Here is a 24567-nt window from a genome sequence, read left to right as displayed (position 1 = left end):
TGCCGTACCACCTTTTGGTTTTGTCATCTAATATTATAACCTTACGGACATAAAGATTTTCTGACCATATTTTCAGAATTATTTTTCTAATTTAATATTCTCAAAACATGGTCAGAAAGTTTATATTCCTTCAAAATCAATACCAACTATGAAGCTAAGACTTGCTGCGATGATGGTGGCGGCAGTTCTTATCCTCTTATCCCCAGTCTACGCAAAGTCCGGAGAAATTGGAATAAATACCGTGTACGACTCCATCAAACAGGGAGAAACCGACTGGTTCAGCAGATACGTCTCTTCACCCACATTCGACGTTTATCTTGTATGGATCAACCCGTCCAGCAGCCTCACTCTAACGCTTTATTCCCCAAACGGAGATGTGTATGGCCCATTTAGAGATTCGAGTGATGGTGCGGTTGATGGTAAAATAGCATTAACCGTCGAGAATGCCGAACAGGGAGTGTGGTACTTCAAGGTGTATGGCGAGAGGGTGAGTGGGGTTCAGTATTATTCTCTAACCGTGTTATGAGGGTTAAAATCTCAATTTTACTCTTGTTCACGTTTTTACTGATTTTTCAGAATTTATTCCCTATTTCCGAGGCTGCCACGATAAAACCGGCAAACATCAGCGATGAAGAGTTAATGGATAGAGTTAAAAACGACCCTGCAGATGAGGTCAGGGTTTCCTTCTGGGAACTGCCTCTTTGGATAAAGATGCACCACATCCTAACTCTCGCTGTAAGTGCTCTTGCCATCTGGAAGCTCCTTCCGTTCTTCGCTGGAAAAATTAAGGTCAAGCTGGAGAACAGAAACAGAAAAAGGATTCTTGAGTTCGTCATCAAAAATCCGGGAGTCAGCCTGAGAGATCTCGAAAGGCACCTCAAAATGAACAGAAGCACGCTCAGGCACCACATCGAGGCTCTCGAAAGGGAAGGGACGGTAATAACCATAAAGGCGGGAAAGGAAAGGCTCGCATTTCCACTTGAGTACCTCATCTTCAACGGCAGAAATCTTGACAGGAAAATTGTTCTCAGATCTGATGCGAGAAAAAAGATTCTTGATGTGCTGAGCAGAAACGGAGGAATGAAGATTGGAGAGCTGGCAGATGTTCTCGAAATGAACTACAAAACCCTGCATTACCATGTGGCTGTTCTGCAGAGAGCGGGCCTTGTCGAGTTTGATGGTCAGACCGTGAAAGTGAGAGTTTGAGGATTGTTTGATTTTCAGGTGACGGCAAGCATTATTTCGAACTCCTGTCCCCGGTAGCTGACGCACTTTCCGAAGTATTTCCCGAGCTCCTTCGAGTCTTCATTCGGGATTTCAACGATAGCGCTCCCTGAATTCATGGCCGACTCAATTGCCTTTTTCAGTGTTGGATACCGGTTCAGCTCATCCTCAGAAACGGGGATGCAGGCGTTGTCAACCTCTACCTTCCTGACGTGCAGCCACATTCCCTGCTCGGATTTAAGTGCAAAACCAAGAACGAGGGTAAACGCTGCGAGGGATATCACAAGCACGGCAGATGCCGAGAAAAAGAGAAGTCTCCTGTCTCCAAGTTTTCCGATGGCAGCGAGGTACAACGCGGTGAGAGCGAAGCTAATGGCTATGGAGGTTGCTAAAAAAGCTTGAAACCCCCTGATTTTCTCGAAGGTACTCATGGCTCCAAACACAATCAGGCCAGAGACGATTCCCAAGACCACCACGGCGATCGAGTGCCTCAGGTTCATGGCGTCCCACCTCAAAAAAGTGGGAAGAATATGGGGCCGCTCAATTATCCAAACCTGAACTCCGCAACCCTCTCCCAGGTGTTCTCGTCGTAAACTGCTATGGAGTCTCCGAGGACGTAGAGGTAGTCGTCTATGTAAATTGCTCTCACTGCAGGCACGTCTATCGCCTTCACAAGCTTCAGGCCATCCCCGTAGCTGAACACGTATCCGTGGTTTCCTGCAGGCAGGAAGAACACCCCGTGCTTGCTGTCCATCAGGAAGGCGTGGTGGTTGTAAAGCACCTCGCTCCACGACTCCTTGAGAGTGTACTTGCTTATCTCTTTCGGATTCTTCGCGTCGCTGACGTCGAACAGGGAAAGCTTCACGTAACTTCCCTCTCTCCCGACTCCGAGGATTAAGTGCCCTGAGACCGGGTGGAGGTATGAGGAGAAGCCGGGTATCTTCAGCTCGCCCTTTATCTCTGGCTTTCTCGGGTCGCTCAGATCAATGACGAAGAACGGGTCTGTCTCCCTGAACGTGACTATGTAGCCCCTGTCTCCGATGAACCTGACCGCGTAAATTCTCTCGTCCTCCCCAAAGCCGGCAATCATCCCGACGACTTTCAGCTTTTCGTCAAGCACGTAAAGGCCGTTCTCATCGCCAAGGGTGGTTGCAACCCTCAGGTAGCCCCCGTATTCGTCCATCGAGAACTGGTTGAGCAGCCTTCCCGGAATTTCTCCGTCCGCGAGAGGCTCAAGGTTTAAGCTAACCCTGACGATGTACGTCCTCTGAATTTCTCTCTTGTGCTCCTTCCGGAAGTCCTGCATCCTGTTCCAGAAGTCGTTCTCGAACTTCAGCCTCTCCTCCTTGTCGAGGGTGAGCAGGTACTTTGAGATTGCACTCTGAATCTCGATGAACTTGGCCTGATTGCCTATGTCGTAGCTCATCACCTTCTCTATCCTGCTAAGCACGTCATCTGGCAGCAGATCCCTGTTCTCCTGCAGGAATCTGAAGTAAATCTCATCCTCCCCCATCCTTTTGCTGTAGGCTATGTAAAGCGCATTCTCGGACATGTAAACGGTGGAGCCGTAGCTTCCCATGAAGCTGAACGTCTTCTCAATTTCCCCGTTTTCGGGATTGACCTTCATCACGGTGTACAGCACTTCCGAGCTAATACCCCTCGGGAAGTAGATGTCCGTGCACCTGATCTCTAAAGCCTCTCCGTTAACCCTTACAGGCTCTACCGGGCAGGGGTCGTAGTAGTCGAGGTAGTTCCTTGTGATGACGAAGATGTAATCTCCGTAAAGCCTCGCCGTTACAATGCTGCCGTCGACATCAATCCTCCACACGTTTTTCCCGTTCTCCTTGTCGTAGCCGGAGATCTCGTTGTACCTCAGCACCACCAGCCTGTCCTTGTGGAGGAGCAGGTTTCCGTCCTTCGGTATCTCGAAGCTGACGCTCATGTTGTCTGGAGGGAAGGCGAAAACGGACAGAATCTTCCCGTAGTATTCTGGCATTATAACTCGCGGCATGTAGATTCTGGCCATGCCGATGGAGTAGTAGATGTTCTTCCCATCCGTCTTCACTATGTCCGGTTCGTCTATGCCCTTAACCTGAACGTTGGTCTCGGAGTACCTCTCCGCAGCTTTCTCCACCACACCGCGATCACCTACCAGCGTTGGCGTTGGTATGGGGGTTGGAGTGGGTGTCGGAGCCGGCAGCGGCACCTCTGCAGTCTCTGGCATCCCCTTCTGCATAGCTACGCCGAACATGGGGTAGCCGTAGAAGACCTCCCTCATTGCAAGGTATTCCTTGAGCTCCTCCTCCGACTTGAATCGGGCGAGGTTGCTCAGGCCGGAGACGTTCTCTCCCACAACCTCAGGAGTCTTCTCCGGGAGGGGGGTAAGGGTTTCTGCAGGGGTGGGTGTGGGTTTCACCTGATTCTCCGAATCGATGCATCCCGCCGCCACCATGACTGCTATCAAACTCAGAATCAGCACGATTTTTTTCATGTTTCAACTTCTTTTCTTTATTACTAATAGGTTTTTGTTTCGTTCGTTTTTATAATTGGTTTTTGATTTTCAAAAGAGTTTTTAATGTTTGATGCCTACTCAACACCATGTCGGAGCAGTTTGGAGAGATTTACAACTACTATGTGGACAGGGGCTACCAGCCCAACTTCAAGAGGGACATCGTGGCTGTTTTCAGGATAACCCCCGCTGAGGGTTACACGATCGAGGAGTGTGCCGGAGCTGTGGCGGCTGAGAGCTCCACGGGCACGTGGACAACCCTCTATCCATGGTACGAGAGGGAGAGGTGGGAGGACCTCTCAGCCAGAGCCTACGAGTTCTCCGAGAGTGACGACGGCTCCTGGGTTGTGAAGATCGCCTACCCCCTGCACGCTTTTGAGGAGGCAAACCTCCCGGCGCTGCTCGCGTCAATAGCCGGAAACGTCTTCGGGATGAGGAGAGTAGCAGGTCTAAGGCTTGAGGACCTTTACTTCCCGGAAAAGCTGATAAGGGAGTTCGAAGGGCCCTCTAAGGGAATAGAGGGCGTCAGGAAGATGCTCGATATACGGGACAGACCGATTTATGGAGTTGTGCCCAAGCCCAAGGTTGGCTATTCTGCCGAGGAGTTCGAGAAGCTCGCGTACGACCTGCTGTCGTCCGGAGCAGACTTCGTCAAGGACGACGAGAACCTCGCGAGCCCGTGGTACAACCGCTTCGAGGAAAGGGCTGAGGTTGTAAGCAGAGTAATAGAGAAGGTAGAGAGCGAGACGGGAGAGAAGAAGACGTGGTTCGCCAACATCACGGCTGACGTGAGGGAGATGGAGAGGAGAATGGAGGTACTCGCGGATCTCGGTCTAAAGCACGCGATGGTGGACGTTGTGATAACGGGGTGGAGCGTTCTCGAGTATGTGAGAGATCTGGCCGAAGAGTATGGACTTGCTATTCACGGTCACAGGGCAATGCACGCGGCATTCACCAGGGACAGGAGGCACGGGATCAGCATGTTCGTCCTCGCAAAGCTGTACAGGCTGATAGGTATAGACCAGCTCCACGTCGGGACTGCGGGAGCGGGGAAGCTGGAAGGAGGAAGGTGGGAGGTCGTACAGAACGCCAGGATTTTGAGGGAGAAGGAGTACGTCCCGGATGAGGGAGATGAGGTACACCTTCCCCAGAAGTTTTACGGGATAAGGCCTGCATTCCCGACGAGCTCCGGTGGGCTGCATCCGGGCAACCTCCCGCTGGTCTTCGAGGCCCTCGGGACTGACATAGTGGTGCAGCTTGGAGGAGGGACTGTGGGGCACCCGGATGGGCCTGCAGCAGGGGCCAAAGCTGTGAGGCAGGCAATTGATGCGATAATGTCCGGGATACCACTCGAGGAGTACGCGAAGTCTCACAGAGAGCTTGCGAGGGCACTCGAGAAGTGGGGGACCGTCACACCAATCTGATTCTCTCCCCCGTTTTTTTCGACTTTGGAAAAGCTTATATTGACCACCGGGAGTTTTGGCATGAGAGGAGGTAATGCTCATGAGACAGCAGGTGGAAGTAAGGCAGCTGAGGGAAGGAGGGTACGTGATTATCGATGACGAGCCGTGCGAAATCCTCAGCATCTCCGTAAGCAAGCCGGGAAAGCACGGCGCAGCCAAGGCGAGGATTGACGCGATAGGCATATTCGACAAGCAGAAGAGGAGCATAGTCCAGCCCGTAACGGCGAAGATATACGTGCCGATAGTAGAGAGGAAGAGGGCGCAGGTGATCAGCGTAACAGGCAATGTTGCGCAGCTCATGGACCTCGAAACCTACGAGACGTTTGAGATTGAGTTTGGAGACGAGGTGGCTGACAAGGTTCAGCCCGGTAACGAGCTCGTTTACATCGAATCTCTAGGCAAGAGGAAGATCGCGGAGAAGTAATCATGCACATTGACAATTTTTTTGCCACCTCAAATTCTGATGTTAGCGACGCTGACTACGTCATTTTTGGAATACCTTACGACGCGACGCAGTCCTTCAAGCCCGGCTCGAGATTTGCCCCGAACGCGATAAGGGAGGCGAGCTGGAACCTGGAGAGCTACTCGATATACTTTGACTACAACCTCGACTTTGCGAGGATAGCTGACGGGGGAAACGTGAACTGTGACGGTGGCTTTGAAGAGGTGTCAGAGAGGGTCTCAAAGTTCTTTGAGGAGGTGGAGGGAATACCCATCGCCCTCGGTGGGGAGCACTCGATAAGCTACATGGTCGCGAGAAACCTTGAGGACTTCGTGTATGTCGTCTTCGACGCACACCTCGATCTCAGGGATGGATTCGACTCGAACCCCTACAACCACGCTTGCACGACAAGAAGGGTGATGGAGATCGCGGACGAGGTCGTAATAGCCGGCGCAAGGAGTGCGACTAAGGAGGAGAGGGAGTTCGCCGAGAATTCTGGTGTGGAGGTCCACTACTCCTGGGATCTGCTTGAGTACGGATTCGACGACCTGCTCGACACGCTCGAGTCCAAGGACAGGATCTATCTCTCCCTCGACATGGACGTGTTCGATCCCGCATTCGCGCCGGGAGTTTCCACTCCCGAACCCATAGGCATTCACCCGTACGACTTCCTGAAGGTTCTGGACGAGATCGGAGACAGGATCATAGCCTTCGAAGTGGTCGAGGTTATTCCGGACGTGAACAAGGTAACCCAGACCCTTGCGGCGAAAATGGTGAACGAGTTCATAGCCTCTAACGCCTCGCTAAGGTTCTGACGTACCTGATAGTCTCAGCCAGCTCTTTTCTGTTCCTGTAGAGCATTGGAAGTCCGAGTGCGAGGTAGATGGCGCTCAGGATGTTTCTTGCGTGCACCTCCGGGAACACGAACTGGAGGGCGAAGAGCGTGAGCAGAGCTGCAGCTTCGCTCACCCCTACCCTTCTGTCGAGGATTATGGCCGTGGCGAAGAGCGACTGCGCGGCCGTCAGAAGGACCTCCTCACTCTGTCTCGCATCCAGGGGGAGGGCGTTTAGATGCATGCCCGCGACGCTGTACACGACCGCTATCGTCCCTATGAGGAGGGTCCACTGGTTTACCTTCGACGAAATCAGCGCGTTAAGCCCTGCGGACACCCTCATCTTCCTGACGAGGTAAATCGCCACTATGAACTCCGGCGACTCACTTGCAAGCGGGGCAAGCCACTGAACCATCAGAAAGCTGTCGATCCCGAAGTTCTCGGCAGTTCCGAGAAGACCCTCGCTGAACGCCTCCACGCTTATGAAGATCACAAGGCCAGCGTAGAGCATGTACAGCACGACCCTTGCCCTCCTCCTCCTGTCGGGCAGGGAGCACAGGTATGCAGGCACACCATCTGGTGTGAACTCCTCGTGTGGTGCCTTTGTGATGAGGTAAGCGTACGAGGCGTAAATTGACACGAAAATGATGCTGTCGATGAGGGAGATGCTCCCCTTGAGCGGGAGCACAAACGCATACACCGTTGCGATGAGCAGGAAAAACATCTCGAGCCTGAGCCCCTCGTCGAGCTCAACCTGTCTTTTCCCGCTCTTTGCCATTGCGATTAGCATTATCAGGCTCCACCCGACGCCTATGAGCAGTCTGTTTGCGCCCGTCATGTTTGCGGTAGCGTAGTGTATGTAGTCTCCTCCAACCTTTCCCGCCATCCAGGCGAAGTAGGCATCAACGGCATACTCTGGAAGGACTGCGAGCAGCGCAACGATCGCAAGGCTGACGCTCCTCGGAACGTCCATCTCTGCAGTCTCCGCACCCCACGAAAGCAGAAAGGCCGAGCCAAGAACTGCAAGACCGGAGAGAAACGCCTCGATGTGGGGCGGATAGTGCGTTCCCGTGATGTAGGAGGTAAGCCAGGGCAGAGTGAGCGTGAATGCAAGAACGATCTGCAGCCTCTCCCGCAGGTAATCCATGCCCGGAAATTGGAGGCGGGTTAAAAAACTTGTCCCATTGCCGGGATTGAACCGGCTTAAGAAAAAAATTGAAAGTATTTGCGAACGTCTCAGTAAACCTCTCCTAAGCTCTCTGTCCTCTCAATCTGCCTTCGTGGGTTTCTCTGAGCGGATCGCTGCCGAGAAACCTGAGGCACTCGGTGATGAGGGACTTGTGATAGTGAGTGTCACGTATGAATTCGTAGAGCATCTTCCTGCGATTAAGGTCCTCTTCCACCATGAACAGCTTCAGCAGGTTCTGGGAGATGCTCTCCTCCAGTCTCATGCTGTTGTGGAGCAGGCCCACTACAACCTCTCCATTGAGTCTCTCTCCGGCCATAAATTTTCAATTTGGTTGAGACTTACTTAAATTTTTTGAACTTTTGGTCTGCAAAAACTTAACTCTGTTTAACAAATTCGTAGCTTATCTGCTTGCCCCGGTGGCCATTGAACGGATGTGTGAAACATTTATTTACTCCTGCAGAACTCACACCTGATGAAGGTCCTCGTGGTTGATGCAGGCGGTAGGGGGAATGCGATAGCTCACGCTTTTTCGAGAAGCAGGAATGTCAAGGAGGTTTACGTCGCTCCGGGAAATGGCGGTTCTCTGCTCTTCGAGAAGTGCAGGCTCGCAGAGATTGATGGGAAGAGAATCCCCTCCATAAGGGCGATTGACGAGATCGTGAGGTTTGCCGTGAGAAATGAGATAGATATTGCCTACATCGGACCTGAAGAACCGCTGAGCTTAGGGCTGGTGGACAGGCTTGAGGAAGCGGGGATACCTGCGGTCGGACCGAAAAAGGAGGCCACGATTCTCGAGGCGAGCAAGTGCTGGGCCAAGGACTTCATGAGGAAGATCGGAGTGCCCATCCCGGAATACTGGAACTTTGACGATCCCGATGAGGCGAAGGCATTCGTTAAGGACTACTACGCCAGCAACCCCGGAAAGAACCTCGTCGTTAAGGCCGACGGGCTTGCAGCCGGAAAGGGTGTGTTCGTCTGCGACTCCGTTGAGGAGGCACTGATGGCCGTGGACGAGATAATGGTCAGGAAGAGGTTCGGCAAAGCCGGCGACAGGGTCGAGATTGAGGAGAGGCTTTACGGCATCGAGGTCGCCTTCACGGCTCTGAGCGACGGAAAGCACGTCGTCCCCTTCGGACACGCGAAGGACTACAAGAGGGCATTTGATCCGGACGACGTCGAGGGGATGAGAAAGTTCTACATGGGCTACTTCGGTAAGTACGTGACGCGGGAGGAGGCGAGAAGGCTCTACGAGAAAGGCGTGCTGATCAACCCGAACACGGGCGGAATGGGGGCGGTCTCGCCACACCCGGCCGTGAATGAGGAGATTGAGAGGAAGATAATGGAGACCGTCGTCCAGCCAATAATCAGCAAGTTCAGGGAGCTCGAAAGCAAGGAGTTCAGGGGAGTGCTCTACCCCGTCATAATGCTGGTGGAGGAGGAGGGGGAGCTCACACCGAAGGTCCTCGAGATCAACGTCAGGGACTGCGATCCCGGAGCGGAGGCGAAGCTTCCGAGGCTTGAGAGTGACATGCTCGAGCTTTCCTGGGCTGTTGTGGAGCAGAATCTGGACGAGGTTGAGGTCAGATTCAGCGAGAATTACGCGGTTGCTGTGTGTGCAGTCTCAGGAGCGATGGTCGGGAGAGAGGGCTTCAAGCCCGGATACCCTGGTGACCACTACACCAACCAGCCGATCAGGGGCATTGAAAACGTGGATGGAGCGATCGTTTACGCGAACGGCATTGCAAAGACTGGAGAAGGCTTTGAGACGACCGGCGGAAGGGTGCTGACACTCACGGCAATGGGAGAGAGCGTGGAGGCGGCAAGAGAAAAAGCATACGGTGAGCTGGAAAAGATCTCTTTCCCCGGAATGAGGTACAGGAGGACGATCGGCCTTGACGTCCCGGAGTGACGTGAGAGAGCTCGTCGAGCTTCTGAAAAAGTCGGGAGCGATAAAGTTCGGAGACTTCGTGCTCTCGTCCGGAAAGAGGAGCAACGTCTATGTGGACGTGAAGCAGGCAATCACCAAACCCGGGACTCTCGGAAAAATCGCCGACCTCATGGCTGAAAAACTCGGCGAAGTGGACTCTGACAGGATTGCCTGCATAGAGCTTGGGGGAGTTCCGATCGCCGTTGCCCTCTCTCTCAGAACCGGCAGGGAGCTCGTGATATTCAGGAAAAAGAGGAAGGACTACGGAACGGCAGACGACATGATCGGGGAAGTGAGACCGGGAGATCGGGTTGTGGTGGTTGAGGACGTGGTAACGACAGGAAAGTCGGCAAAGAGCGTGGTTGACAGGGTTGAGGGGCTTGGAGGTGAGGTCGTGGCGATCCTTGCGGTTGTGGACAGGGAGGAGAGCGATCTCAACGTGAGGGCGCTTCTGAAGCTCTCAGAGATACTCGAAGACGCTCGATAGACTTTCCCTCGATATCTCTACCCCGCCCCTCTTCAGGTACCTCTCTATTTCTTCCACGCTGTAGTCCGGAGCAAACCTGTAGCTCTTCACGCTCTCTCTTACTACTCTCTCGTCGAATCCGAGAACTCCGGCGACCTTTTCAGCGTCTATGCGACTGCTTCTCATGCCCTTCATGATTTGGCTGGCAGCACTCTCGTTCTCCTCCATGAAATTCCTGTTCACGGCGAGGGTGCAGCACGGGAAATCTCCAACAATCTCGCTGAACGGGATCTTCTCCCTGTCCGCAGTGGTGAAGTACGGTTCCCATATTGCCACGCCCTCCACGTCTGCGAGGCTATCGAGGAGGCACTCCGGACCGTCGCAGTACCTGAAGGAGCTGACACCGAGCCTTTCCCTCGTGGCCCTCAGGTTCATCTCCATGGCGGACATCTCCGTCGTCGCGTAAACGCCGTTTCTCTCGTCACCGAAAACAACCCCACTACCGTTTTCGGCCACAACACCGAGCACCCTGATGTTCTTCATCATGATGCCGAACATCACCTGGGTGATTAGGGGGCTCGCGCCGAACTCTATTCTTCCAAGCGCTAAGTCTCTCGTGAGGTCTATTGCGTTCCCGTAAACTATGAAGCTGAAGTCCCCCGAGCTTATGAGCCTCGCGTACTCACTCGCTCTCAGTATTCCGACTTTAACCCTGTCCTTGGAGTATCTGCTGAGCCATATTCTCAGATTCTTTCCCGCCTCTTTTTTCCTCACAACGATTCCCCGGTCTTCGAGCTCCTTCAGCACCTCTGAAACCCTCGACTTTGAGGCGTTGAGAACCTTTACGAGCTCGCTCTGGAGAATCCCCTCAAATTTCCTCTCCTCGAGGACATCGAGTATTCTTTTCTCCAGCATTCGCTGATAGTTAGTCAAAGCTTAAATATTGTTTATGCGTTAATTCAGTGAAGGTGAAAATTATGAGCGATGAGGTTAACAGGATAATCACTCTTTGCGGGAAGGACTGGGCTGTTACAGGCCTGGAATTCACTTTCCTCGGTGGTAGGGAGGAATGCGAATCCTGCAGGCTCAGGAAGGTTTGCCTGAAGCTCAGGACAGGTTCGAAGTACAAAATCGTCGGTCTGAGGAATGGTGAGACCCACCCGTGCCCGATACACGATGAGGGCGTCGTGGCTGTGGAGGTTGTGGAGCTCCCGATCCTCCTCGCGATAGACGCGAGGACGGCGGTTGAGGGCGCAAAGATAACGCTGAACGGAAGGTGCCAGAGGCTGGACTGCAGCTTTTTCAACCTCTGCAACCCGTCGTCGATCATGCCTGAGGAGAGCGTGATAATCGAGAGCGTTGGAGAGTCGTTCGAGTGTCCGCAGGGCAGGACTATGAAGATCGTGGAGGTGAGAAGGGCAGATTGAAGGAGAACTCTGCAGTCTCTCTAATCTCAGGTGGGATCGATTCTCCGGTGGCGTCGTACCTGATGCTGAGGAGGGGAGTTGAGCTCAGCTTCCTCCACTTCTACAGGAGGAAAGAAGATCTGGAAAAGCTCAGAAAGCTGCTCGAAGTGCTGAAGGGCTACGGGAAGGTCGGCGTGGTTTATGTGGCGAGGCATTCCGACCTGTTTGACCGCGATTTCGGGAGGTACAATTGCGTTTACTGCAAAATTCTGATGCTGAAAACCGCCGAGTCCATCTGCGAGAGAGACGGTCTGCAGGCAATAATCATGGGCGACAACCTGGGGCAGGTTGCATCGCAGACACTCGACAACATGCTCGCAATATCACGGGCTGTGAGCTACCCCATCATCCGCCCCCTCGTGGGCCTCGACAAGGAGGAGATCATCCGGGTTGCGAGGGAGATTGGAACGTACGGAATATCCATAACCGGGCAGTATTCATGCCCTTTCCTGCCGAAAAGGCCGGTCATCAGGGCGAGGGTGGAGAGCATAGACTACTCCGTAGTGCCGAAAGCGAAATTAAGCGTTCTGGAGCTGTGATGGGAAGTTTCAGAGTCTGAGAAGCAGGTTCATGAGCTCAAGCCCGTCCACCCGTCCGAGGCCCCCCTTTCTGCATGCTCTTTCGCTGAATACTCTTACGTCGTCTTTCCTGCCGTTCTTTATGACAAACGGCACGTCTTCAGCGACATGGGTTCTCAGCTTCACCGGGGTGGGGTGGTCGGGGATGAGAAGTATGCGCGTCTCGTCCAGGTCAAGTCTGTCCAGCAGGTATCCGACGATCTTCTCGTCGTACATCAGTATCGCTTCCACCTTCTTCTCCGCATCTCCCTCGTGCCCCACCTCATCTATTCCCTCGGTGTGCAGAACCACCGCATCATACTTCCTGAGCCCCCTGAGAGCGGCTCTCGCGAGCCCTCTGTAGTTGGTGTCAATGTACGCTGTCACCCCCGGAACCTCTATGATCTCCATGCCCATCGCCTTTCCGACACCCTTCAGCAGGTCAACCTCGCTTATCATGGCTCCCTCAATTCCGTACCTCTGCCTGAAGTCAGGGAAGGCCGGTTTTTTCCCTCCGCTCCAGGGCCATATCATGTTGGCCCTGCAGTTCATCTCCCCCAGGACCTCGGTGCTCCAGTTCATCAGATCTACGAGAATCTCGGCAAGTCTTCCGTCGGACGGAAGGTACTTCTCGTATTTCTCACCCATTATGTCGTGGGGCGGGTAGGTTCTCGGCACGGCCCCGAAGTCTCTGTGTACAGAGAGGATTCCTCTGAAGCTGACACCATGGTGGAAGCTTACAAAATCGTACTCGCACTCCCTGTTCAGAACATCAAAAGCCCTTCTCGCCTCTGCATCTCCAATCCTGTTTCCGCTGTAATCCACCATTACGCCGTTCTCAACGTACACCAGGTTGCATCTGAATAGAACCTCTCCGTCAACACCGAGCGAAATAGCCTCTATTGGCCCTCTCCCTGTGTAGTACTTTTTCGGATCCACTCCGAGTATTGTCATGTTGGCGATGTCGCTTCCGGGCTCGAACCCGTCTGGTATTGTTTTGGCGATCCCGCATATTCCCTCCTTCGCGAGGTAATTCATGTTTTCCGGCTCTGCGTACTCGAGAGGTGTCCTGTTGCCGAGACGCTCAATTTCCCAGTCTGCAAGTCCATCAGGAATCAGAATCAGGTACTTCATCCGCTACCTCCCCAGAATCATGGATCTGAACGCATCTGCAGCTCGCGCGGTGCTGTTGGCGATCTCTCCGAGCTTCACCACAATCTCGTTCAGCAGAACCAGATCGAGCGGATTTTCCGGCTGGGAGCTGAATATCTTTCTGTGTATCCTTATCTGGATCTTGTCGCACTGGTGCTCCAGCTCCTCGACAACCGGCACGTGCTCGAGAGCGTCAACGATCTCTTTCTTGGAAAAGGACGAGGCTATTAGCCTTTTTATGTGGTCTACCATCCTCTCGTATTCGTTCACGGTTTCCTGAATCTTTGGCAGGAGCTCCATTATGAGGTCCCATATCTCCCTGTCGGCCCTAATCTGTCTGTACGCTATCATGTGTGCCACGTGCTCGCAGTGGTCTATTATGTTGTCCTGCATTTTCAGAAAGTGGAGCAGGTCGTGCCTGTCCACAGGCATCAGGAGCGATTTTGTCACGTGACCCCTTATCTCGTGCTTTATGATGTCTGCCTGATACTCGAGCGAGTCTATTTCCTTTTCGAGGGCTTTGAGCCTCTCGCAGTCGTTCTCAACGCACGCCACGAACTGCTCGGTCAGCTTTTCAACAGCCTTACCGCACAGCTCCGCGTGCCTGTGCAGGTCCTCGAAGGGTGAGTACCCGAACACATCGGTAACGCTCCTCACGAACTTCATACGAACACCACCATCAGTGTGTAGAGCACTATTGAAATTCCAGCCGCTATTGGAACTGTCAGGAGCCAGGACGCTAAAATCCTTTTCACAACTGACAGGTCTACGCTCGCAAGGCCTCCGGCAAATCCTACTCCTATGACGCTGCCTACGAGGGTGTGGGTCGTGGAGATTGGCATTCCGAGAGAGGAGGCGAAGATAACAGTCGTTGCAGTTGCGAACTCGGCAGAGAACCCCCTCGTTGGCGTGAGCTCGGTGATGCGCTTTCCGACCATCTCTATCACCCTGTACCCCCACGTTGCGATACCAACCGATATTCCGAGTCCTCCTATAACGAGGACCCATATTGGGGTTTCTGTGCCTATGTATCCCATCGCCGCGGCCATCGGTCCAGTGGCGTTGGCAACGTCGTTGCTCCCGTGTGCGAAAGCCATGTAGCAGGCGGTCAGTATCTGCAGGTATTTGAAAACGTGCTCAACGGAATCCACATCGAAATTGACGAGGATTGCGAACCTTATGATGGAGAATGTGAGGAAGGCGAGTATGGCACCCATTATCGGGGAGATGATCCAGCTGAGGACTATCTTGTAAAGCACGCCCCACTGTATGTCTCCTATGGAGATGTAGTTCTGACTCACTGCTGCGAGCCCGAATCCGACCATTGCTCCGACTATGGAGTGAGTCGTGGATACGGGAAGCTGGTAGTACGTTGCAAGGGTGATCCACAGGCTCGCACCGAGGATGGCTGAAAGCGCTCCGAGTGCGACGAGGTGAGGGTCAAGACTCTCTATGGGAACTATTCCCTTGGCGATGGTGTTTGTGACCCTCTTTCCGTAAAGCACGGCCCCTGCAAACTCGAGTATTGAGGCTATGACAATTATCTGTTTGAGCGTCAGCGCACCGCTGCCGTAAGACGTTGCCATGGAGTTCGCAGCGTCGTTCGCACCTATGTTCCAGGCCATGTAGAGTCCTACTGCGATGGTGAAAACGATGAAGAGCTCAAGCATCGTGCTCCCTCCTCTCCTGCTCCAGGACCCTTCTCACATCCTCGGGAATCGGAACCTTCGTGTTGTTCTCGAGGTCCACCCAGACCTGAACGCTCCTCGCCCTGACAACCTCTCTTCCGCTCTCCCTCTCGGTTATCCTGTACAGGAACTCCCAGCTCGTGTTGCCGATGTTCCCGACCCACATCTCGACAACTGCCGTCTCGCCGAGAAACATCGGAGAGAGAAAGTCCATTTCGAGCCTCCGGATCACAAATGTTGGCTCAAGCTTTCCAAATCTTTCGAGGAAGAATTTTGCTCTTGCCGTTTCGAGAAATCTCGCGTACTTGACGTTGTTCACGTGCCCAAAGGCATCGACGTCTCCGAACCAAATCTCAATCTCGAGCCTCATTTCAGCACCTCCGAAATGAGCTCCGCAACGGTGAGAACGCTGACCTGCTTTTCCACTGTGTCGGTGGCGATCACGTCTGAGATTCCAGCAGAGTAGAGCCTGTTCAGTGCGTTCCCCGCAAGGACTGCGTGAACACACGCCGCTTCAACGCTGTCAGCCCTTCCGTGCAGCTGCCTGGCCGCGGTAACCACGGTTCCACCGGTGCTTATTATGTCGTCCACGATCACGACGTTTCTGCCCGAAACGTCGAGATTCTTGGGGGTGATTTCCACAGTTTCAGAGTCTATTCTCGTTTTCTCGAGGTAATCGAACTCGCACCCGGCAGCTTTCGCAGCCCTTCTCACTCTCTCGAGGGATCCCCTGTCGGGAGAGAGCATGACAATGTCCCTGCCGCGGTAGTGTCTCCCTATCAGCTCCATGGCATCAACTTCCACGAGCTTTCTGAAGTGTTTTTTTGCCTCCTCGCTGTGAATGTTGACCGTTACGACTCTGGACGCGTGACTCTCCATCATTCTCGCAACCGCCCTGATGCTGATCGCCTCACCCTCCTCGAACGCCCTGTCCTGTCTCGCATATCCCATGTACGGGATGACTGCTGTCACCTCCCTCCCCTCGAGCGCGTCGAAGGCCAGCATCAGAAAAATGATGTCGTCGCTGGAAGTTATGCTGTTGACTATCACAAATTCCTCGTCCCCAGTGTCCTCGACTTTAACGTAAATTTCTCCGTCCGGAAATTTTCTGTAGACAACCTCTGCGATCTCGGCACCGGCAGCTTTCGAAATTCTCCTGCCGAGCAGAGGTGAAGAGGGGCCCACGATGAGCTTCATGGCAGGTTTTCTGCGCGGGGTATTATGACTTTTTCTATATTCTCCCCCTTCTGAGAACCTCCACTCCTATGTTCCCCCTGTGCACCGCTGTGGAGATCAGCACACCTCTCACACCGAGGTCTTTTGCACGATAAAGGTCCTCCACGCTCCTCATGCCTCCACCGGTCAGTATGTCGTGGTCGCTGATTTCGAGAGCCAGCTCAACAATGCTGAAGTCAAAACTCATTGTTCCCACGGAGTGTATCGGCAGAACCAGGACGCCTGCAAGCCTGAATGAGTTCAGGTACTCCACAACCTCGGCAAATGATGAGAACCTCCCGCTCCTGTCCAGCAGCTCTCCCTTAATGTCCACGCTTACGACCCAGTCTCCGTCCTCGAGCCTGGTTATGTCGAACGTCTCAGTCCCGAGAACAGGGGTGAACGGAAACCTTTCCAGCTCGTCCCACTTCCTGAACCCCGCATCAACTATCGCTCTCTTCACCATTCCGCAGACTCTGCTTATCTCTTCAAGGTTGTCTCCCCTGCCCTCAATTCTGTCTAAGTCTGCGATGTAGATGTTTTCTGGTCTAACCTCCTGCACGACTCCACTCAGGTTGCTCGTACCAACAACCCTGCTCAGCTCCGAGATCTCCCTGTACTCGTCCCTCTTACCCCCGATGCCGGCCACAACCTTCCCGTTCATGACATCCATTGCAAAGTAAATGTCCATGGTAGTCAATTTCAACACATATATATACAGGTTTGCGCAACGCGGTGTGATGAAGGTGCTTGTCTCGCCCATGAGTATTGACGAGGCAATCGAGTCTCTCAGGGGAGGAGCGGACATTATCGACGTTAAGAACCCTGCTGAAGGCTCTCTGGGGGCAAACTTCCCGTGGGTGATCAGGCAGGTCAAGGAGCTTGTGGAAAAGGAGGGGAGGATGCTCAGTGCAACTGTTGGCGATCTCGATTTCAAGCCCGGCACCGCAAGTCTCGCGGCTCTCGGTGCAGCCTGCTCGGGAGCGGACTACATCAAGGTTGGTCTTTTCGGAGTTAAAAGCCCCGATCAGGTTTACGAGATGATGTCTGGCGTGGTCAGGGCGGTTAAGGACTACAACCCGTCGGCAATGGTGGTTGCTGCAGCTTATGCAGATCACTCGAGAATTGGAGCTGTGTCGCCTCTCGAAATAGCTGATCCCGCTCACAGGGCTGGATGCGACGGCATAATGGTGGACACCGCCATTAAAGACGGCAGGAACCTGTTCGAGTTCATGGACCGGGAGTCGCTGGAGAAGTTCATCTCCTCCGCACACAGCAGGGGAATGTTCTGTGCGCTCGCCGGTTCGCTCTCCTGGGAGCACATAGAAACCCTGAAGGAACTCAACCCCGACATAATCGGCGTGAGGACTATGGTGTGCGAAAACGGGAGAAACTCGATGATAAGGAGCGAGCTTGTGTCTAAGTTAATGGCTTCCGTGCGATAGTGCACATCTTTCTGAGCAGCTTTTCCCCCTCTCTTGTCCCCTTGGCAAAGAGCAGGTCCCCTGCCTGAACTTTTGTCGTCGCCTTGGGCTTCGTGATCCACCTGTTGCCCCGCTTTATCGCTATCACGTGCATCCCCGTGTTGGTCTCCACCCTCGCCTCGCCCAGCGTCTTTCCGTCGAGCTCGCACATCTCACTCACCTCGATCACCGTGAGAATTTCGTCGCTCTCCATCATGGCGCTCCTGAAAACCGGGTGAATCTCGAGATTTTTGACGACTATTCCCGCCATCTCCTTTGCGGCGTCGGCGATTATTTCGGAGGAGTACGCTATGTCTATCAGAGACATCAGGACCTTGAAGCTCTCGTCATCGCTCGCGTTCTTTCCGGCCTGCAGGACCCACTTCACCAGCTCTATCTTCAGGTTGTCTATCTTCTCCTCGAGGTAATAAACCTCCTGGGCTATGTCCTCGTTGTAGTAGATTATCGACGAGTATCCCAGGTCAACGGACAGCTCGGAGAGGTCCTTTATCTCGATAAGTATGTCCACCGACTTTTCCAGCTTCTTGTCCATTATCTCCGTGCTCTCCATCGTCACCTCTCTGTTGGAGACTATTCTGAAGAATTCCTGAACGCCGGTTATGTCACCTCTGGCAAACAGAACGTCGTTTCTCAGGATTTTCGTATCTCTGTCAGGGTCAAATATCCAGTCAAAACCCCTCTTTATCGCTATGACTCTCATGCCGGTCCTCGTGTGGAGCCTTATCTCTCCAAGCGTTTTGCCGACCACCTCAGAGTCCTCGGCGACCTCTGCCCTCACCAGGGTGACCTCGCTTTCAAGCAGGATCTCGTTGACCATCTCCTTTGGAAGCTTGAATCCCCTCAGCACGAGCGTGGCTATGTCCCCGGCGGCTTCGCCTATTTTCTGCGCGGCGGAAGCTATCTGGAGTATAGAGGACACCATCTCTGCCTCGTCTACCCGCCTGCCAGCGAGGATCGACACGACTCTCAGCTGCCTCAGGAGTTCGTCTGTTTTCTCCTCCAGGTCGAGGACCTCTTCGGCTATATCCTCGTTATCGAACAGAATTGCAGAATAGGCCAGATCCACCATCAGCTCGGTGGTATCTTTGATCTCAATGAGCAGATCCTTTACTGTACGGGGCATTTCGAATAAACCTTTCTGTCCGGACTTATTTAAGGTTTTTTGTGTGTCGCTCAGAAATCTGGAAATATTGAGAAATGTTAAATAACATTTGCTGCAAGGTATTAACGGTGCTAACATGAAATCTCCCTGCGAAATGATTGCATCTAAGGTGATACCGGTAATCAGAGGAGAGATCGCAAGAGAGCTCGTGGCGAGAGGACACACGAAAAAGGAGGTAGCCGAAATTCTGGGGATAACCGTCGCTGCTGTTAGTCAGTACACCCACGGCAAGAGGGGAGTGAGTGACAGCGAGGTTCTGAAGGAGAAGATACGGGAGGTTGTGGACGAGATAGAGAGCGGAAAGCTGAGGGGGGAGGATCTCGTTTCAAAGCTCTGTGAGCTCTGTTCGTTCGTGAGAAGGGAACTGGATGTTAAGCAAATTTAAACTGCGGGTCTCTTCGACGCTCAATCCCCTGACAGCTCTGATCGCCCGGATGGGGATCAGACCCAACCATCTGACGGTACTGGCCCTAATTTCTGGATTCGCGGCTGCGGGCCTGGTAGTTTACGGTCATGTTCTCTCAGGAGCGATTTTTTTGGCATTAAGCGCAGCATTCGACGCTCTCGACGGGGCGCTTGCCAGAAATGAAGGCATGCGTACAGACTTCGGAGGCTTCCTGGACTCAGTTCTCGACAGGTACGTGGATGTTGCAGTAATCCTCGCTGCAGGAGTGTACTCTGGTTACTTAGTTCTCGCTGCGATAGCCATGGCGGGAGCGCTCCTCGTCAGCTACACGAGGGCAAGAGCGGAACACATAATTGAAAAGTGCGATGTTGGCATTGCCGAGAGGGGAGAGAGGACAATAATACTCCTTGCTGGCCTGCTTACGGGGTACATTTACCAGTCCTTACTCGTGATCGCGGTTTTATCGCACGTAACGGCGATCCACAGAATTTACCACACTTTCTCTCACAGCAGGTAGTAGCTCTCGACACCAGCTATTATCAGAATTGAACCGGCTGCGATGTTTCTGCTAACTCTCTCTACGTTTCTGAACACCATAGCAGTCAGTATGAGTGTGAACAGGGGATATATGCTGAGGAACGGTTCGACGACGCTGACAGGGTCTGATATGAGTGCCCTGTACCTCAGGTAATGCCCCAGTCCGACGAACACCCCCGCGGGAATGAAGTACCTCTCGCCACCCTTCCTGCTGTACCTGAAGAACAGCGGAAAGAGTGCGGTTGATGCGACGTATCCGACTGCGCTGCCGAAAACAGGGTCTGGGTGTACCTGCATACCCGCCTTGACGATTCCAGAGGAAAGCGCAGTAATCAGACCGGTGAAGAGAGCGAGAGCAACGCCCCTCCAGTCCCCCGCACCCTCCGGAGAGGAGATCAGGTAGATCCCCGTGAATATCAGGACTGACATGAGAATTACGTTGATTCCGACCTTTTCTCCCATGGCTGCACCTATCACAACCGCGAAGAAGACGCGCGTGGCTGAAAGACTTCCGGCGGAGTTTGCTCCGATTCTGCTTATCGCGTTGTAAAATGCGGTTCTCGCGAGCAGGAAGTGCATCAATCCTGCTGCGACCATCAGAACCAGGAACTTCGGGTCGAACTGTACCCTTCCAATCGAGAGGACAGAGAAAATCGCGGAGGTCGTTAGCAGGCTCACAAACGCACCGTAATTCGCGTCACCGTACTCCACTCCCTTTTTTATGAATATCTGATGCAGGCTGAAGAAAAGTGCGATCAAAATCAGGTCGATCATTCTTTCATCGCTGTTATCAGCTTCACATTTATTACTCCCTTAGTCGAGGAAATCCTGTCCACGAGCTTCTTTATCGTGCTCATCTCTCCTCTCACCAGTATCATCTCGAGGCACATCTCTTTGTTCAGGTGGATGTGGAGCGTGGTGGTTATGACGTCGTGGAAGTCGTGCTGAAGGCTTATGATGGCATCGTTCACCCCCCTCACGCTGTGGCTGTAGAGCACATTCACCACGCCGACGACCTCACCTTCCTCCCTCTCCATCCACTTGTATTCGAGGATGTAGTTTCTGATCGCATCTCTGATCGCTTCACTTCTTGATGAGTAACCTCTGTTCAGAATTATCGAGTCGAACTCCTCGAGCAGGTTTTTGGGAAGGCTTACACCGATTCTGGTAACGTGCTCGTCCATGAAAATAGGATAAAATGGCAATATAAAAAACTAACCTAATTCTTGTTGTTCCCAACTTCCCGGGACGTCACGCCTTCCTGTACGCGTCGAGAACTGCGCTGACGATTTTGTCCCTCGCTTCTCTGCTTGTTGGGTGGAATACATCCTGGTAGCTACCATCCTTCGCCTTTCTGCTCGGCATGCTGACCCAGAGCCCGTTCTCGTTTTCGAGAACCTTGAGGCCCTTCACAACAAATTCTCCGTCAAGGCTCACGGATGCATACGCCTTGACGGCGCCCTCACCCTTCGACTTGTATATTCTCACTTCTGTAATTTCCACCAACTTCAACTCCTCCTGTCTGTCTGTTCCCCTGCCTTGGATCGGGGATTATTTAAAACTTTTGCCCTCCTGTTCACGAGCTCAATCAGGTCCACGACCTCCATATCTCCATCGCTTGCCTGCTTGAGGTGAAGCTTGCAGAACGGGCAGCAGGACACGAGGTACCTTGCCCCAGTCTCTTTTGCTTCTTCAATCCTCCTCTTTCCGATGTCCATCGCGAGTTCCTTGAACTGGGACTTCACCCCGCCACCTGCACCGCAGCAGAGTGCGCTCTCTCTGCTGTGTTCCATCTCCACAAGCTCCGTTCCCATTTTCTCCAGAACCACCCTGGGTTCCTCGTATACCCCCATGTGCCTTCCGAGGTGGCAGGGATCGTGATAAGTGACCCTCTCATTCCACTGCTCGAACTCGACCCTCCCCTCCTCCACGAGATGGTGGATCAGCTGTGAGGTGTGTATGACCTCAAAATCCCACTCAAGGCCCAGCTCTTCGGCAATCTCCGGGTAGTCCTTGGCTATCGTCCTGAAGCACCCGGAGCAGGTGGTGAGAATCCTCTTCACGCCTCTCCTCCTCCACTCCTCGTAGTTCTTCAGGAAAAACTCCCTGGCCACGTCTCTCTGCCCCGTTCTCAGGAACGGGGAGCCGCAGCAGTATTCCCTGTCTCCTGCGTATGTGTACTCGATTCCGGCCTTGTTGAGGAACTCGACCGTGCTTCTGGCAAGCTCGTGCATTCTGTAGCTTGCGGTGCATCCAGCGAAGTAAATGGTTTCTGCTCTCTCTGCGAACTCGAAACCCTCGGCCCACTTGCTCCTCTCACCTCTCTTCTCCCCGTAGGGGTTTCCGTTCTTCTCGGCCACCTCCCTCAGCTTCTTGTGGACTGGTAGCGGAGCTTTTCCAGCTTCAACGAACTCGGCCCTCGCCTTTTCCCAGATCTCTATGAGCGGGATGGACGTCTGGCAGACTACCTCGCATGCTCCGCACGTCGTGCACTTGTAGAAGTCCTCAACCGCGGTGGAGTCGGGCTCGATCTCTCCTTTGACTATCCCCTTCAGCAGGTACATCCTTCCCCTGGGAGAAACGTTCTCCCAGCCCACGGTCTGGAATACCGGACACACCCTGCAGTAGTGGCACTGCACGCACACGAAAGCCTCGTTCTCCACGAGCTCGCTCGAGATCTTCATGCGAGCACCTCCGCGAACCTCATCAGAAACGGGAGGAGGCCAGATGGGAACACCTTGCCGGGGTTGAGGAGGTTGTGCGGATCCACACTCTGCTTGAACCTCGCGAGCTCATCGTAATTCTCGAAGAAACTGCTCGACTCCTTGCTCAGGTACAGTCCGGTCGAGTAACCTCTCCCTCCAAGCCTCTTGGCTATCTTCAGAGCTTTAAGGCTCTTCTTCCACGCGAGTGCGTAGCTGAATCGCCTCTCGTCTGCAGGCAGGAATGAGAGAACGGAGCACTCATTTCTTGAGAACCACACCTCGCTGCCCATTTTCAAACCCGACACCTTTCTGATGTACTCTGGTAGAGATCTCCAGCTGACAACGACTTCTGCCGGAACGATCCCTGGTCCGAGCCTCTTTATCTTCATGGGGTAGAACCTGCTCTCCCATATTTCCTCTCCGAGCGAGTCGTCACCGTCCATCTTCTCTTCCGTAACAACAACGACCGTGTCCTTCTCGGGAATCTGATGGTCGAAGACCCTGTTCTTCATCTCTATGTACCTCCTGTCGAGGTAGAGTGCGGCGTAATGGTCTCCCGAGTGGACGAGCTCGACTGCTTTCTCGGGCGAAACGTGAAACGCGTAGCAGTTGAGCTCCCCGTATTCCTTAACCCTCACCCACGCTCGGGTTATCAGGCCAGTCGTTCCCTCGAGTCCGGCGTAGTATTTCACGTCCTCCGTTTCTCTTATCCCGCTGAAGTCTGCCACCCTGAGCCTGACCACGTTGTCTGATATGCCGCCGTATTTCAGACTTCCAACGCCGTACCCGCCCTGGGCGATCCACCCTCCCACGGTGGATGACGGCGCGCTTGTGGGGTACACCCTCAGAGAAAGGCCTTTCCTGTTCAGCACCTCCTCTATGTCCCACCACACCGCTCCCGGCTCTGCAATCAGCACCTTTCTGTCCTCGTCAACCTCGAACCCGTTCATTCGCGTGAAATCCACAACGTATCCGCCGTTTACAGGAACTGCACCACCGTAACCAGATGTCGCGGCACCCCGGGGCACTATTGCCTTCCCATCTCTTTCGGCAGCCTTCAGGATTTGAATTACCTCTTCCTCATTCCTCGGCTGAAACACACCATCGGCAAGCCTGAAAAGTCTGGAGATAAGTGGTGGAGAGGAGATGTCGTGTGAGTACAGGTACCTGGTCGTCAGGTCATCCCTGTGTGGTATGTTCTGGAGCATGAGGTCATTTTGTCCGGAAAAATTATTAAGAGTTTTGAGGGTTTCGCGAGAGTCACATTAACGAGACTGGTATCTCTATCACCGGCTCCCCGTCCTTGAATATCGTTATGTCTCCACCACTGCTCGACACGACGATTGCAACGCTTCTTGTGCTCTTGGTTATCGATGCGCAGGCTATGTGTCGCCCCCCCAGTCCGTACTTGAGCACGATCTCACCTTCAATGTCGAGATACCTTCCTGCGGAGACGATGTATCCCTCCGAGTCGATCACGAAAACGCCGTCGAGCTGCGCGAACTCCCTGACGCTTTCCCAGTTATCTGGGTCTTTTATGTCTCTCTTCTCCTTAGGATGCCCCTCGTACGGGTTCAGTATTGCCTGTCTTGACTTCTTGAGCACATTGTTCGCATCTCCAATCACGAAAGCCGTTCCGATGCTCTTTCCCTCTCTTCCCTTGTAGGCTATGGACAGCGCCACGGCGAGAGTTGCCCTGAGTGCTTCTGGATTCACGTACTCTGAGCACTCCTTGAGCACCCTGCTGAGCCTGCTCTCACCGTCTATCATGAACACCCCCTTGAGGTTGGGGAGGTAAACGCAGACGATGGCTTTTCCTTCAACACCGGAAACCTCGAGATACGCCTCAACGAACTCCGATATTCCGGGGATAGACATGATGCTCTCGGTGAGACCGCACGACCCGGTTATTGCGAACGTGTTCTTGACTGTTTCAATGTAGCTTCTCGGAGCCTTTATGACCTCGAGATCATCAAACTCGATATCCACATCTGATACGAGTATGACCCTTTTGATGCCGTACTTTTCGGCAAGAGCCGTAACGAAGTCAATCATGAAGTTTATCATGGTCACAATTTATGTAAAGAGGAATTAAATATTTTTGGGGAATTAATAAAACCCCGGGTAAATACCCTACAGCTC

The 24567-nt window shown here is 53.3% G+C and carries 30 protein-coding genes; 12 read left to right on the top strand and 18 right to left on the bottom strand.

Annotation, left to right across the window (positions count from 1 at the left end; translation table 11 throughout):
- Positions 1–148: 148 nt before the first annotated feature.
- Both ACXJJC_RS05570 and ACXJJC_RS05565 read left to right on the top strand, forming a co-directional pair.
- Positions 149–526, top strand: coding sequence for a hypothetical protein (locus tag ACXJJC_RS05570; protein WP_456370006.1), 378 nt, complete (start codon positions 149–151; stop codon positions 524–526).
- A gap of 113 nt (positions 527–639) precedes the next feature.
- On the top strand, positions 640–1206 hold the full coding sequence (locus ACXJJC_RS05565) for a winged helix-turn-helix transcriptional regulator (protein WP_456370005.1): 567 nt from the start codon (positions 640–642) through the stop codon (positions 1204–1206).
- Between the two features lie 14 nt (positions 1207–1220).
- Here ACXJJC_RS05565 and ACXJJC_RS05560 read toward each other — a convergent pair whose 3' ends face one another.
- Positions 1221–1724, bottom strand: a complete 504-nt coding sequence (locus ACXJJC_RS05560; protein WP_456370003.1) for a hypothetical protein — start codon at positions 1722–1724, stop codon at positions 1221–1223.
- Positions 1725–1768: 44 nt separating this feature from the next.
- The gene (locus ACXJJC_RS05555; RefSeq protein WP_456370002.1) at positions 1769–3715 is read right to left on the bottom strand and encodes a beta-propeller domain-containing protein; all 1947 of its coding nucleotides are present in this window, start codon (positions 3713–3715) and stop codon (positions 1769–1771) included.
- 107 nt (positions 3716–3822) lie between these two features.
- Between ACXJJC_RS05555 and rbcL the strand changes: the two genes are divergently transcribed.
- The 3 genes from rbcL (at position 3823) to speB (ending at position 6453) form a co-directional block, all read left to right on the top strand.
- Positions 3823–5157, top strand: coding sequence for a type III ribulose-bisphosphate carboxylase (gene rbcL / locus ACXJJC_RS05550; protein WP_456370000.1), 1335 nt, complete (start codon positions 3823–3825; stop codon positions 5155–5157).
- Positions 5158–5236: 79 nt separating this feature from the next.
- Complete coding sequence (eif5A, locus tag ACXJJC_RS05545) at positions 5237–5620, top strand: translation initiation factor IF-5A (RefSeq protein ID WP_048096714.1); 384 nt, start codon at positions 5237–5239, stop codon at positions 5618–5620.
- Positions 5621–5622: 2 nt separating this feature from the next.
- A complete protein-coding gene (gene speB / locus ACXJJC_RS05540; protein WP_456369998.1) occupies positions 5623–6453 on the top strand; it encodes an agmatinase in 831 nt (276 codons plus the stop codon).
- On the opposite strand, the gene ACXJJC_RS05535 is transcribed toward speB, so the two are convergent.
- Positions 6431–7618 (bottom strand): calcium:cation antiporter family protein, encoded by a 1188-nt coding sequence (locus tag ACXJJC_RS05535; protein ID WP_456369997.1) that lies wholly within the window; start codon positions 7616–7618, stop codon positions 6431–6433. The two genes, speB and ACXJJC_RS05535, sit on opposite strands and share 23 nt — an antisense overlap.
- Positions 7619–7721: 103 nt before the next feature.
- Positions 7722–7976, bottom strand: coding sequence for a hypothetical protein (locus tag ACXJJC_RS05530; protein ID WP_456369995.1), 255 nt, complete (start codon positions 7974–7976; stop codon positions 7722–7724).
- 156 nt (positions 7977–8132) lie between these two features.
- Here ACXJJC_RS05530 and purD point away from each other — a divergent pair, with 156 nt between their 5' ends.
- Together purD and pyrE are read left to right on the top strand one after the other, a co-directional pair.
- Positions 8133–9569, top strand: a complete 1437-nt coding sequence (gene purD, locus ACXJJC_RS05525; RefSeq protein ID WP_456369993.1) for a phosphoribosylamine--glycine ligase — start codon at positions 8133–8135, stop codon at positions 9567–9569.
- The gene (pyrE, locus tag ACXJJC_RS05520; protein ID WP_456369991.1) at positions 9553–10074 is read left to right on the top strand and encodes an orotate phosphoribosyltransferase; all 522 of its coding nucleotides are present in this window, start codon (positions 9553–9555) and stop codon (positions 10072–10074) included. Before purD ends, pyrE begins: the two co-directional genes overlap by 17 nt.
- Here pyrE and ACXJJC_RS05515 read toward each other — a convergent pair.
- Positions 10048–10968: a MarR family transcriptional regulator gene (locus ACXJJC_RS05515; RefSeq protein ID WP_456369989.1), complete on the bottom strand. Its 921-nt coding sequence runs from the start codon at positions 10966–10968 to the stop codon at positions 10048–10050. The two genes, pyrE and ACXJJC_RS05515, sit on opposite strands and share 27 nt — an antisense overlap.
- Positions 10969–11030: 62 nt before the next feature.
- Here ACXJJC_RS05515 and ACXJJC_RS05510 point away from each other — a divergent pair, with 62 nt between their 5' ends.
- Positions 11031–11480 (top strand): UPF0179 family protein, encoded by a 450-nt coding sequence (locus tag ACXJJC_RS05510; RefSeq protein WP_456369987.1) that lies wholly within the window; start codon positions 11031–11033, stop codon positions 11478–11480.
- Positions 11477–12058 carry a tRNA sulfurtransferase gene (locus ACXJJC_RS05505; RefSeq protein ID WP_456369986.1) on the top strand — a complete coding sequence of 194 codons (582 nt, stop codon included), beginning with the start codon at positions 11477–11479 and terminating at the stop codon, positions 12056–12058. The genes ACXJJC_RS05510 and ACXJJC_RS05505 overlap by 4 nt, the downstream gene beginning before the upstream one ends.
- A gap of 9 nt (positions 12059–12067) precedes the next feature.
- On the opposite strand, the gene ACXJJC_RS05500 is transcribed toward ACXJJC_RS05505, so the two are convergent.
- The 6 genes from ACXJJC_RS05500 to ACXJJC_RS05475 are packed head-to-tail and all read right to left on the bottom strand — an operon-like array spanning position 12068 to position 16822.
- On the bottom strand, positions 12068–13210 hold the full coding sequence (locus tag ACXJJC_RS05500) for a cofactor-independent phosphoglycerate mutase (protein ID WP_456369984.1): 1143 nt from the start codon (positions 13208–13210) through the stop codon (positions 12068–12070).
- A 3-nt stretch (positions 13211–13213) separates the two neighbouring features.
- A complete protein-coding gene (locus ACXJJC_RS05495; protein WP_456369983.1) occupies positions 13214–13894 on the bottom strand; it encodes a TIGR00153 family protein in 681 nt (226 codons plus the stop codon).
- The gene (locus tag ACXJJC_RS05490; RefSeq protein WP_456369982.1) at positions 13891–14898 is read right to left on the bottom strand and encodes an inorganic phosphate transporter; all 1008 of its coding nucleotides are present in this window, start codon (positions 14896–14898) and stop codon (positions 13891–13893) included. Before ACXJJC_RS05490 ends, ACXJJC_RS05495 begins: the two co-directional genes overlap by 4 nt.
- Positions 14891–15286, bottom strand: a complete 396-nt coding sequence (locus ACXJJC_RS05485; protein ID WP_456369980.1) for an acyl-CoA thioesterase — start codon at positions 15284–15286, stop codon at positions 14891–14893. Before ACXJJC_RS05485 ends, ACXJJC_RS05490 begins: the two co-directional genes overlap by 8 nt.
- Complete coding sequence (locus ACXJJC_RS05480; RefSeq protein WP_456369978.1) at positions 15283–16113, bottom strand: ribose-phosphate diphosphokinase; 831 nt, start codon at positions 16111–16113, stop codon at positions 15283–15285. Before ACXJJC_RS05480 ends, ACXJJC_RS05485 begins: the two co-directional genes overlap by 4 nt.
- 34 nt (positions 16114–16147) lie before the next feature.
- Positions 16148–16822 carry a HisA/HisF family protein gene (locus tag ACXJJC_RS05475; RefSeq protein ID WP_456369976.1) on the bottom strand — a complete coding sequence of 225 codons (675 nt, stop codon included), beginning with the start codon at positions 16820–16822 and terminating at the stop codon, positions 16148–16150.
- 49 nt (positions 16823–16871) lie between these two features.
- On the opposite strand from ACXJJC_RS05475, the gene ACXJJC_RS05470 reads away from it, so the two are divergent.
- A complete protein-coding gene (locus ACXJJC_RS05470) occupies positions 16872–17576 on the top strand; it encodes a (5-formylfuran-3-yl)methyl phosphate synthase (protein ID WP_456369974.1) in 705 nt (234 codons plus the stop codon).
- Here ACXJJC_RS05470 and ACXJJC_RS05465 read toward each other — a convergent pair.
- Entirely contained in the window at positions 17551–18738 is a 1188-nt protein-coding gene (locus tag ACXJJC_RS05465) for a potassium channel family protein (RefSeq protein ID WP_456369972.1), read from the bottom strand. The genes ACXJJC_RS05470 and ACXJJC_RS05465 overlap by 26 nt on opposite strands.
- 115 nt (positions 18739–18853) lie before the next feature.
- On the opposite strand from ACXJJC_RS05465, the gene ACXJJC_RS05460 reads away from it, so the two are divergent.
- Both ACXJJC_RS05460 and ACXJJC_RS05455 read left to right on the top strand, forming a co-directional pair.
- Entirely contained in the window at positions 18854–19162 is a 309-nt protein-coding gene (locus ACXJJC_RS05460; protein ID WP_456369970.1) for a transcriptional regulator, read from the top strand.
- Positions 19146–19700 (top strand): CDP-alcohol phosphatidyltransferase family protein, encoded by a 555-nt coding sequence (locus ACXJJC_RS05455; RefSeq protein WP_456369968.1) that lies wholly within the window; start codon positions 19146–19148, stop codon positions 19698–19700. Before ACXJJC_RS05460 ends, ACXJJC_RS05455 begins: the two co-directional genes overlap by 17 nt.
- Here ACXJJC_RS05455 and ACXJJC_RS05450 read toward each other — a convergent pair.
- The 6 genes from ACXJJC_RS05450 to ACXJJC_RS05425 form a co-directional block, all read right to left on the bottom strand.
- Positions 19688–20494 carry an EamA family transporter gene (locus tag ACXJJC_RS05450; RefSeq protein WP_456369966.1) on the bottom strand — a complete coding sequence of 269 codons (807 nt, stop codon included), beginning with the start codon at positions 20492–20494 and terminating at the stop codon, positions 19688–19690. The genes ACXJJC_RS05455 and ACXJJC_RS05450 overlap by 13 nt on opposite strands.
- The gene (gene nikR, locus ACXJJC_RS05445) at positions 20491–20904 is read right to left on the bottom strand and encodes a nickel-responsive transcriptional regulator NikR (RefSeq protein WP_456369964.1); all 414 of its coding nucleotides are present in this window, start codon (positions 20902–20904) and stop codon (positions 20491–20493) included. Before nikR ends, ACXJJC_RS05450 begins: the two co-directional genes overlap by 4 nt.
- A gap of 67 nt (positions 20905–20971) precedes the next feature.
- Positions 20972–21223, bottom strand: a complete 252-nt coding sequence (locus ACXJJC_RS05440; RefSeq protein WP_456369963.1) for a SpoVG family protein — start codon at positions 21221–21223, stop codon at positions 20972–20974.
- Positions 21224–21228: 5 nt separating this feature from the next.
- Positions 21229–22404, bottom strand: a complete 1176-nt coding sequence (locus ACXJJC_RS05435; protein ID WP_456369962.1) for a (Fe-S)-binding protein — start codon at positions 22402–22404, stop codon at positions 21229–21231.
- Positions 22401–23633: an FAD-binding oxidoreductase gene (locus ACXJJC_RS05430; RefSeq protein WP_456369961.1), complete on the bottom strand. Its 1233-nt coding sequence runs from the start codon at positions 23631–23633 to the stop codon at positions 22401–22403. The genes ACXJJC_RS05435 and ACXJJC_RS05430 overlap by 4 nt, the downstream gene beginning before the upstream one ends.
- A 52-nt stretch (positions 23634–23685) precedes the next feature.
- Positions 23686–24492 (bottom strand): DNA integrity scanning protein DisA nucleotide-binding domain protein, encoded by an 807-nt coding sequence (locus tag ACXJJC_RS05425; RefSeq protein WP_456369960.1) that lies wholly within the window; start codon positions 24490–24492, stop codon positions 23686–23688.
- Between the last annotated feature and the right edge of the window lie 75 nt (positions 24493–24567).

The sequence above is a fragment of the Geoglobus sp. genome, from assembly GCF_054018175.1.
Note: the sequence above shows the minus strand (reverse complement) of the source record. Positions and strands in the feature narration are given on the sequence as shown.

What these genes read in the sequence shown, in the direction of transcription:
- ACXJJC_RS05560 (WP_456370003.1), bottom strand. Translation starts at nt 1,724, where the DNA reads ATGAACCTGAGGCACTCGATCGCCGTGGTGGTCTTGGGAATCGTCTCT.
- ACXJJC_RS05555 (WP_456370002.1), bottom strand. Translation starts at nt 3,715, where the DNA reads ATGAAAAAAATCGTGCTGATTCTGAGTTTGATAGCAGTCATGGTGGCG.
- ACXJJC_RS05460 (WP_456369970.1), top strand. Translation starts at nt 18,854, where the DNA reads ATGAAATCTCCCTGCGAAATGATTGCATCTAAGGTGATACCGGTAATC.
- ACXJJC_RS05570 (WP_456370006.1), top strand. Translation starts at nt 149, where the DNA reads ATGAAGCTAAGACTTGCTGCGATGATGGTGGCGGCAGTTCTTATCCTC.
- ACXJJC_RS05465 (WP_456369972.1), bottom strand. Translation starts at nt 18,738, where the DNA reads ATGCCCCGTACAGTAAAGGATCTGCTCATTGAGATCAAAGATACCACC.
- ACXJJC_RS05475 (WP_456369976.1), bottom strand. Translation starts at nt 16,822, where the DNA reads ATGGACATTTACTTTGCAATGGATGTCATGAACGGGAAGGTTGTGGCC.
- ACXJJC_RS05435 (WP_456369962.1), bottom strand. Translation starts at nt 22,404, where the DNA reads ATGAAGATCTCGAGCGAGCTCGTGGAGAACGAGGCTTTCGTGTGCGTG.
- ACXJJC_RS05535 (WP_456369997.1), bottom strand. Translation starts at nt 7,618, where the DNA reads ATGGATTACCTGCGGGAGAGGCTGCAGATCGTTCTTGCATTCACGCTC.
- ACXJJC_RS05495 (WP_456369983.1), bottom strand. Translation starts at nt 13,894, where the DNA reads ATGAAGTTCGTGAGGAGCGTTACCGATGTGTTCGGGTACTCACCCTTC.
- ACXJJC_RS05515 (WP_456369989.1), bottom strand. Translation starts at nt 10,968, where the DNA reads ATGCTGGAGAAAAGAATACTCGATGTCCTCGAGGAGAGGAAATTTGAG.
- nikR (WP_456369964.1), bottom strand. Translation starts at nt 20,904, where the DNA reads ATGGACGAGCACGTTACCAGAATCGGTGTAAGCCTTCCCAAAAACCTG.
- ACXJJC_RS05470 (WP_456369974.1), top strand. Translation starts at nt 16,872, where the DNA reads ATGAAGGTGCTTGTCTCGCCCATGAGTATTGACGAGGCAATCGAGTCT.
- ACXJJC_RS05500 (WP_456369984.1), bottom strand. Translation starts at nt 13,210, where the DNA reads ATGAAGTACCTGATTCTGATTCCTGATGGACTTGCAGACTGGGAAATT.
- ACXJJC_RS05430 (WP_456369961.1), bottom strand. Translation starts at nt 23,633, where the DNA reads ATGCTCCAGAACATACCACACAGGGATGACCTGACGACCAGGTACCTG.
- ACXJJC_RS05480 (WP_456369978.1), bottom strand. Translation starts at nt 16,113, where the DNA reads ATGAAGCTCATCGTGGGCCCCTCTTCACCTCTGCTCGGCAGGAGAATT.
- ACXJJC_RS05510 (WP_456369987.1), top strand. Translation starts at nt 11,031, where the DNA reads ATGAGCGATGAGGTTAACAGGATAATCACTCTTTGCGGGAAGGACTGG.
- ACXJJC_RS05455 (WP_456369968.1), top strand. Translation starts at nt 19,146, where the DNA reads ATGTTAAGCAAATTTAAACTGCGGGTCTCTTCGACGCTCAATCCCCTG.
- eif5A (WP_048096714.1), top strand. Translation starts at nt 5,237, where the DNA reads ATGAGACAGCAGGTGGAAGTAAGGCAGCTGAGGGAAGGAGGGTACGTG.
- ACXJJC_RS05565 (WP_456370005.1), top strand. Translation starts at nt 640, where the DNA reads ATGGATAGAGTTAAAAACGACCCTGCAGATGAGGTCAGGGTTTCCTTC.
- ACXJJC_RS05485 (WP_456369980.1), bottom strand. Translation starts at nt 15,286, where the DNA reads ATGAGGCTCGAGATTGAGATTTGGTTCGGAGACGTCGATGCCTTTGGG.
- ACXJJC_RS05425 (WP_456369960.1), bottom strand. Translation starts at nt 24,492, where the DNA reads ATGATAAACTTCATGATTGACTTCGTTACGGCTCTTGCCGAAAAGTAC.
- purD (WP_456369993.1), top strand. Translation starts at nt 8,133, where the DNA reads ATGAAGGTCCTCGTGGTTGATGCAGGCGGTAGGGGGAATGCGATAGCT.
- ACXJJC_RS05530 (WP_456369995.1), bottom strand. Translation starts at nt 7,976, where the DNA reads ATGGCCGGAGAGAGACTCAATGGAGAGGTTGTAGTGGGCCTGCTCCAC.
- ACXJJC_RS05490 (WP_456369982.1), bottom strand. Translation starts at nt 14,898, where the DNA reads ATGCTTGAGCTCTTCATCGTTTTCACCATCGCAGTAGGACTCTACATG.
- speB (WP_456369998.1), top strand. Translation starts at nt 5,623, where the DNA reads ATGCACATTGACAATTTTTTTGCCACCTCAAATTCTGATGTTAGCGAC.
- ACXJJC_RS05450 (WP_456369966.1), bottom strand. Translation starts at nt 20,494, where the DNA reads ATGATCGACCTGATTTTGATCGCACTTTTCTTCAGCCTGCATCAGATA.
- rbcL (WP_456370000.1), top strand. Translation starts at nt 3,823, where the DNA reads ATGTCGGAGCAGTTTGGAGAGATTTACAACTACTATGTGGACAGGGGC.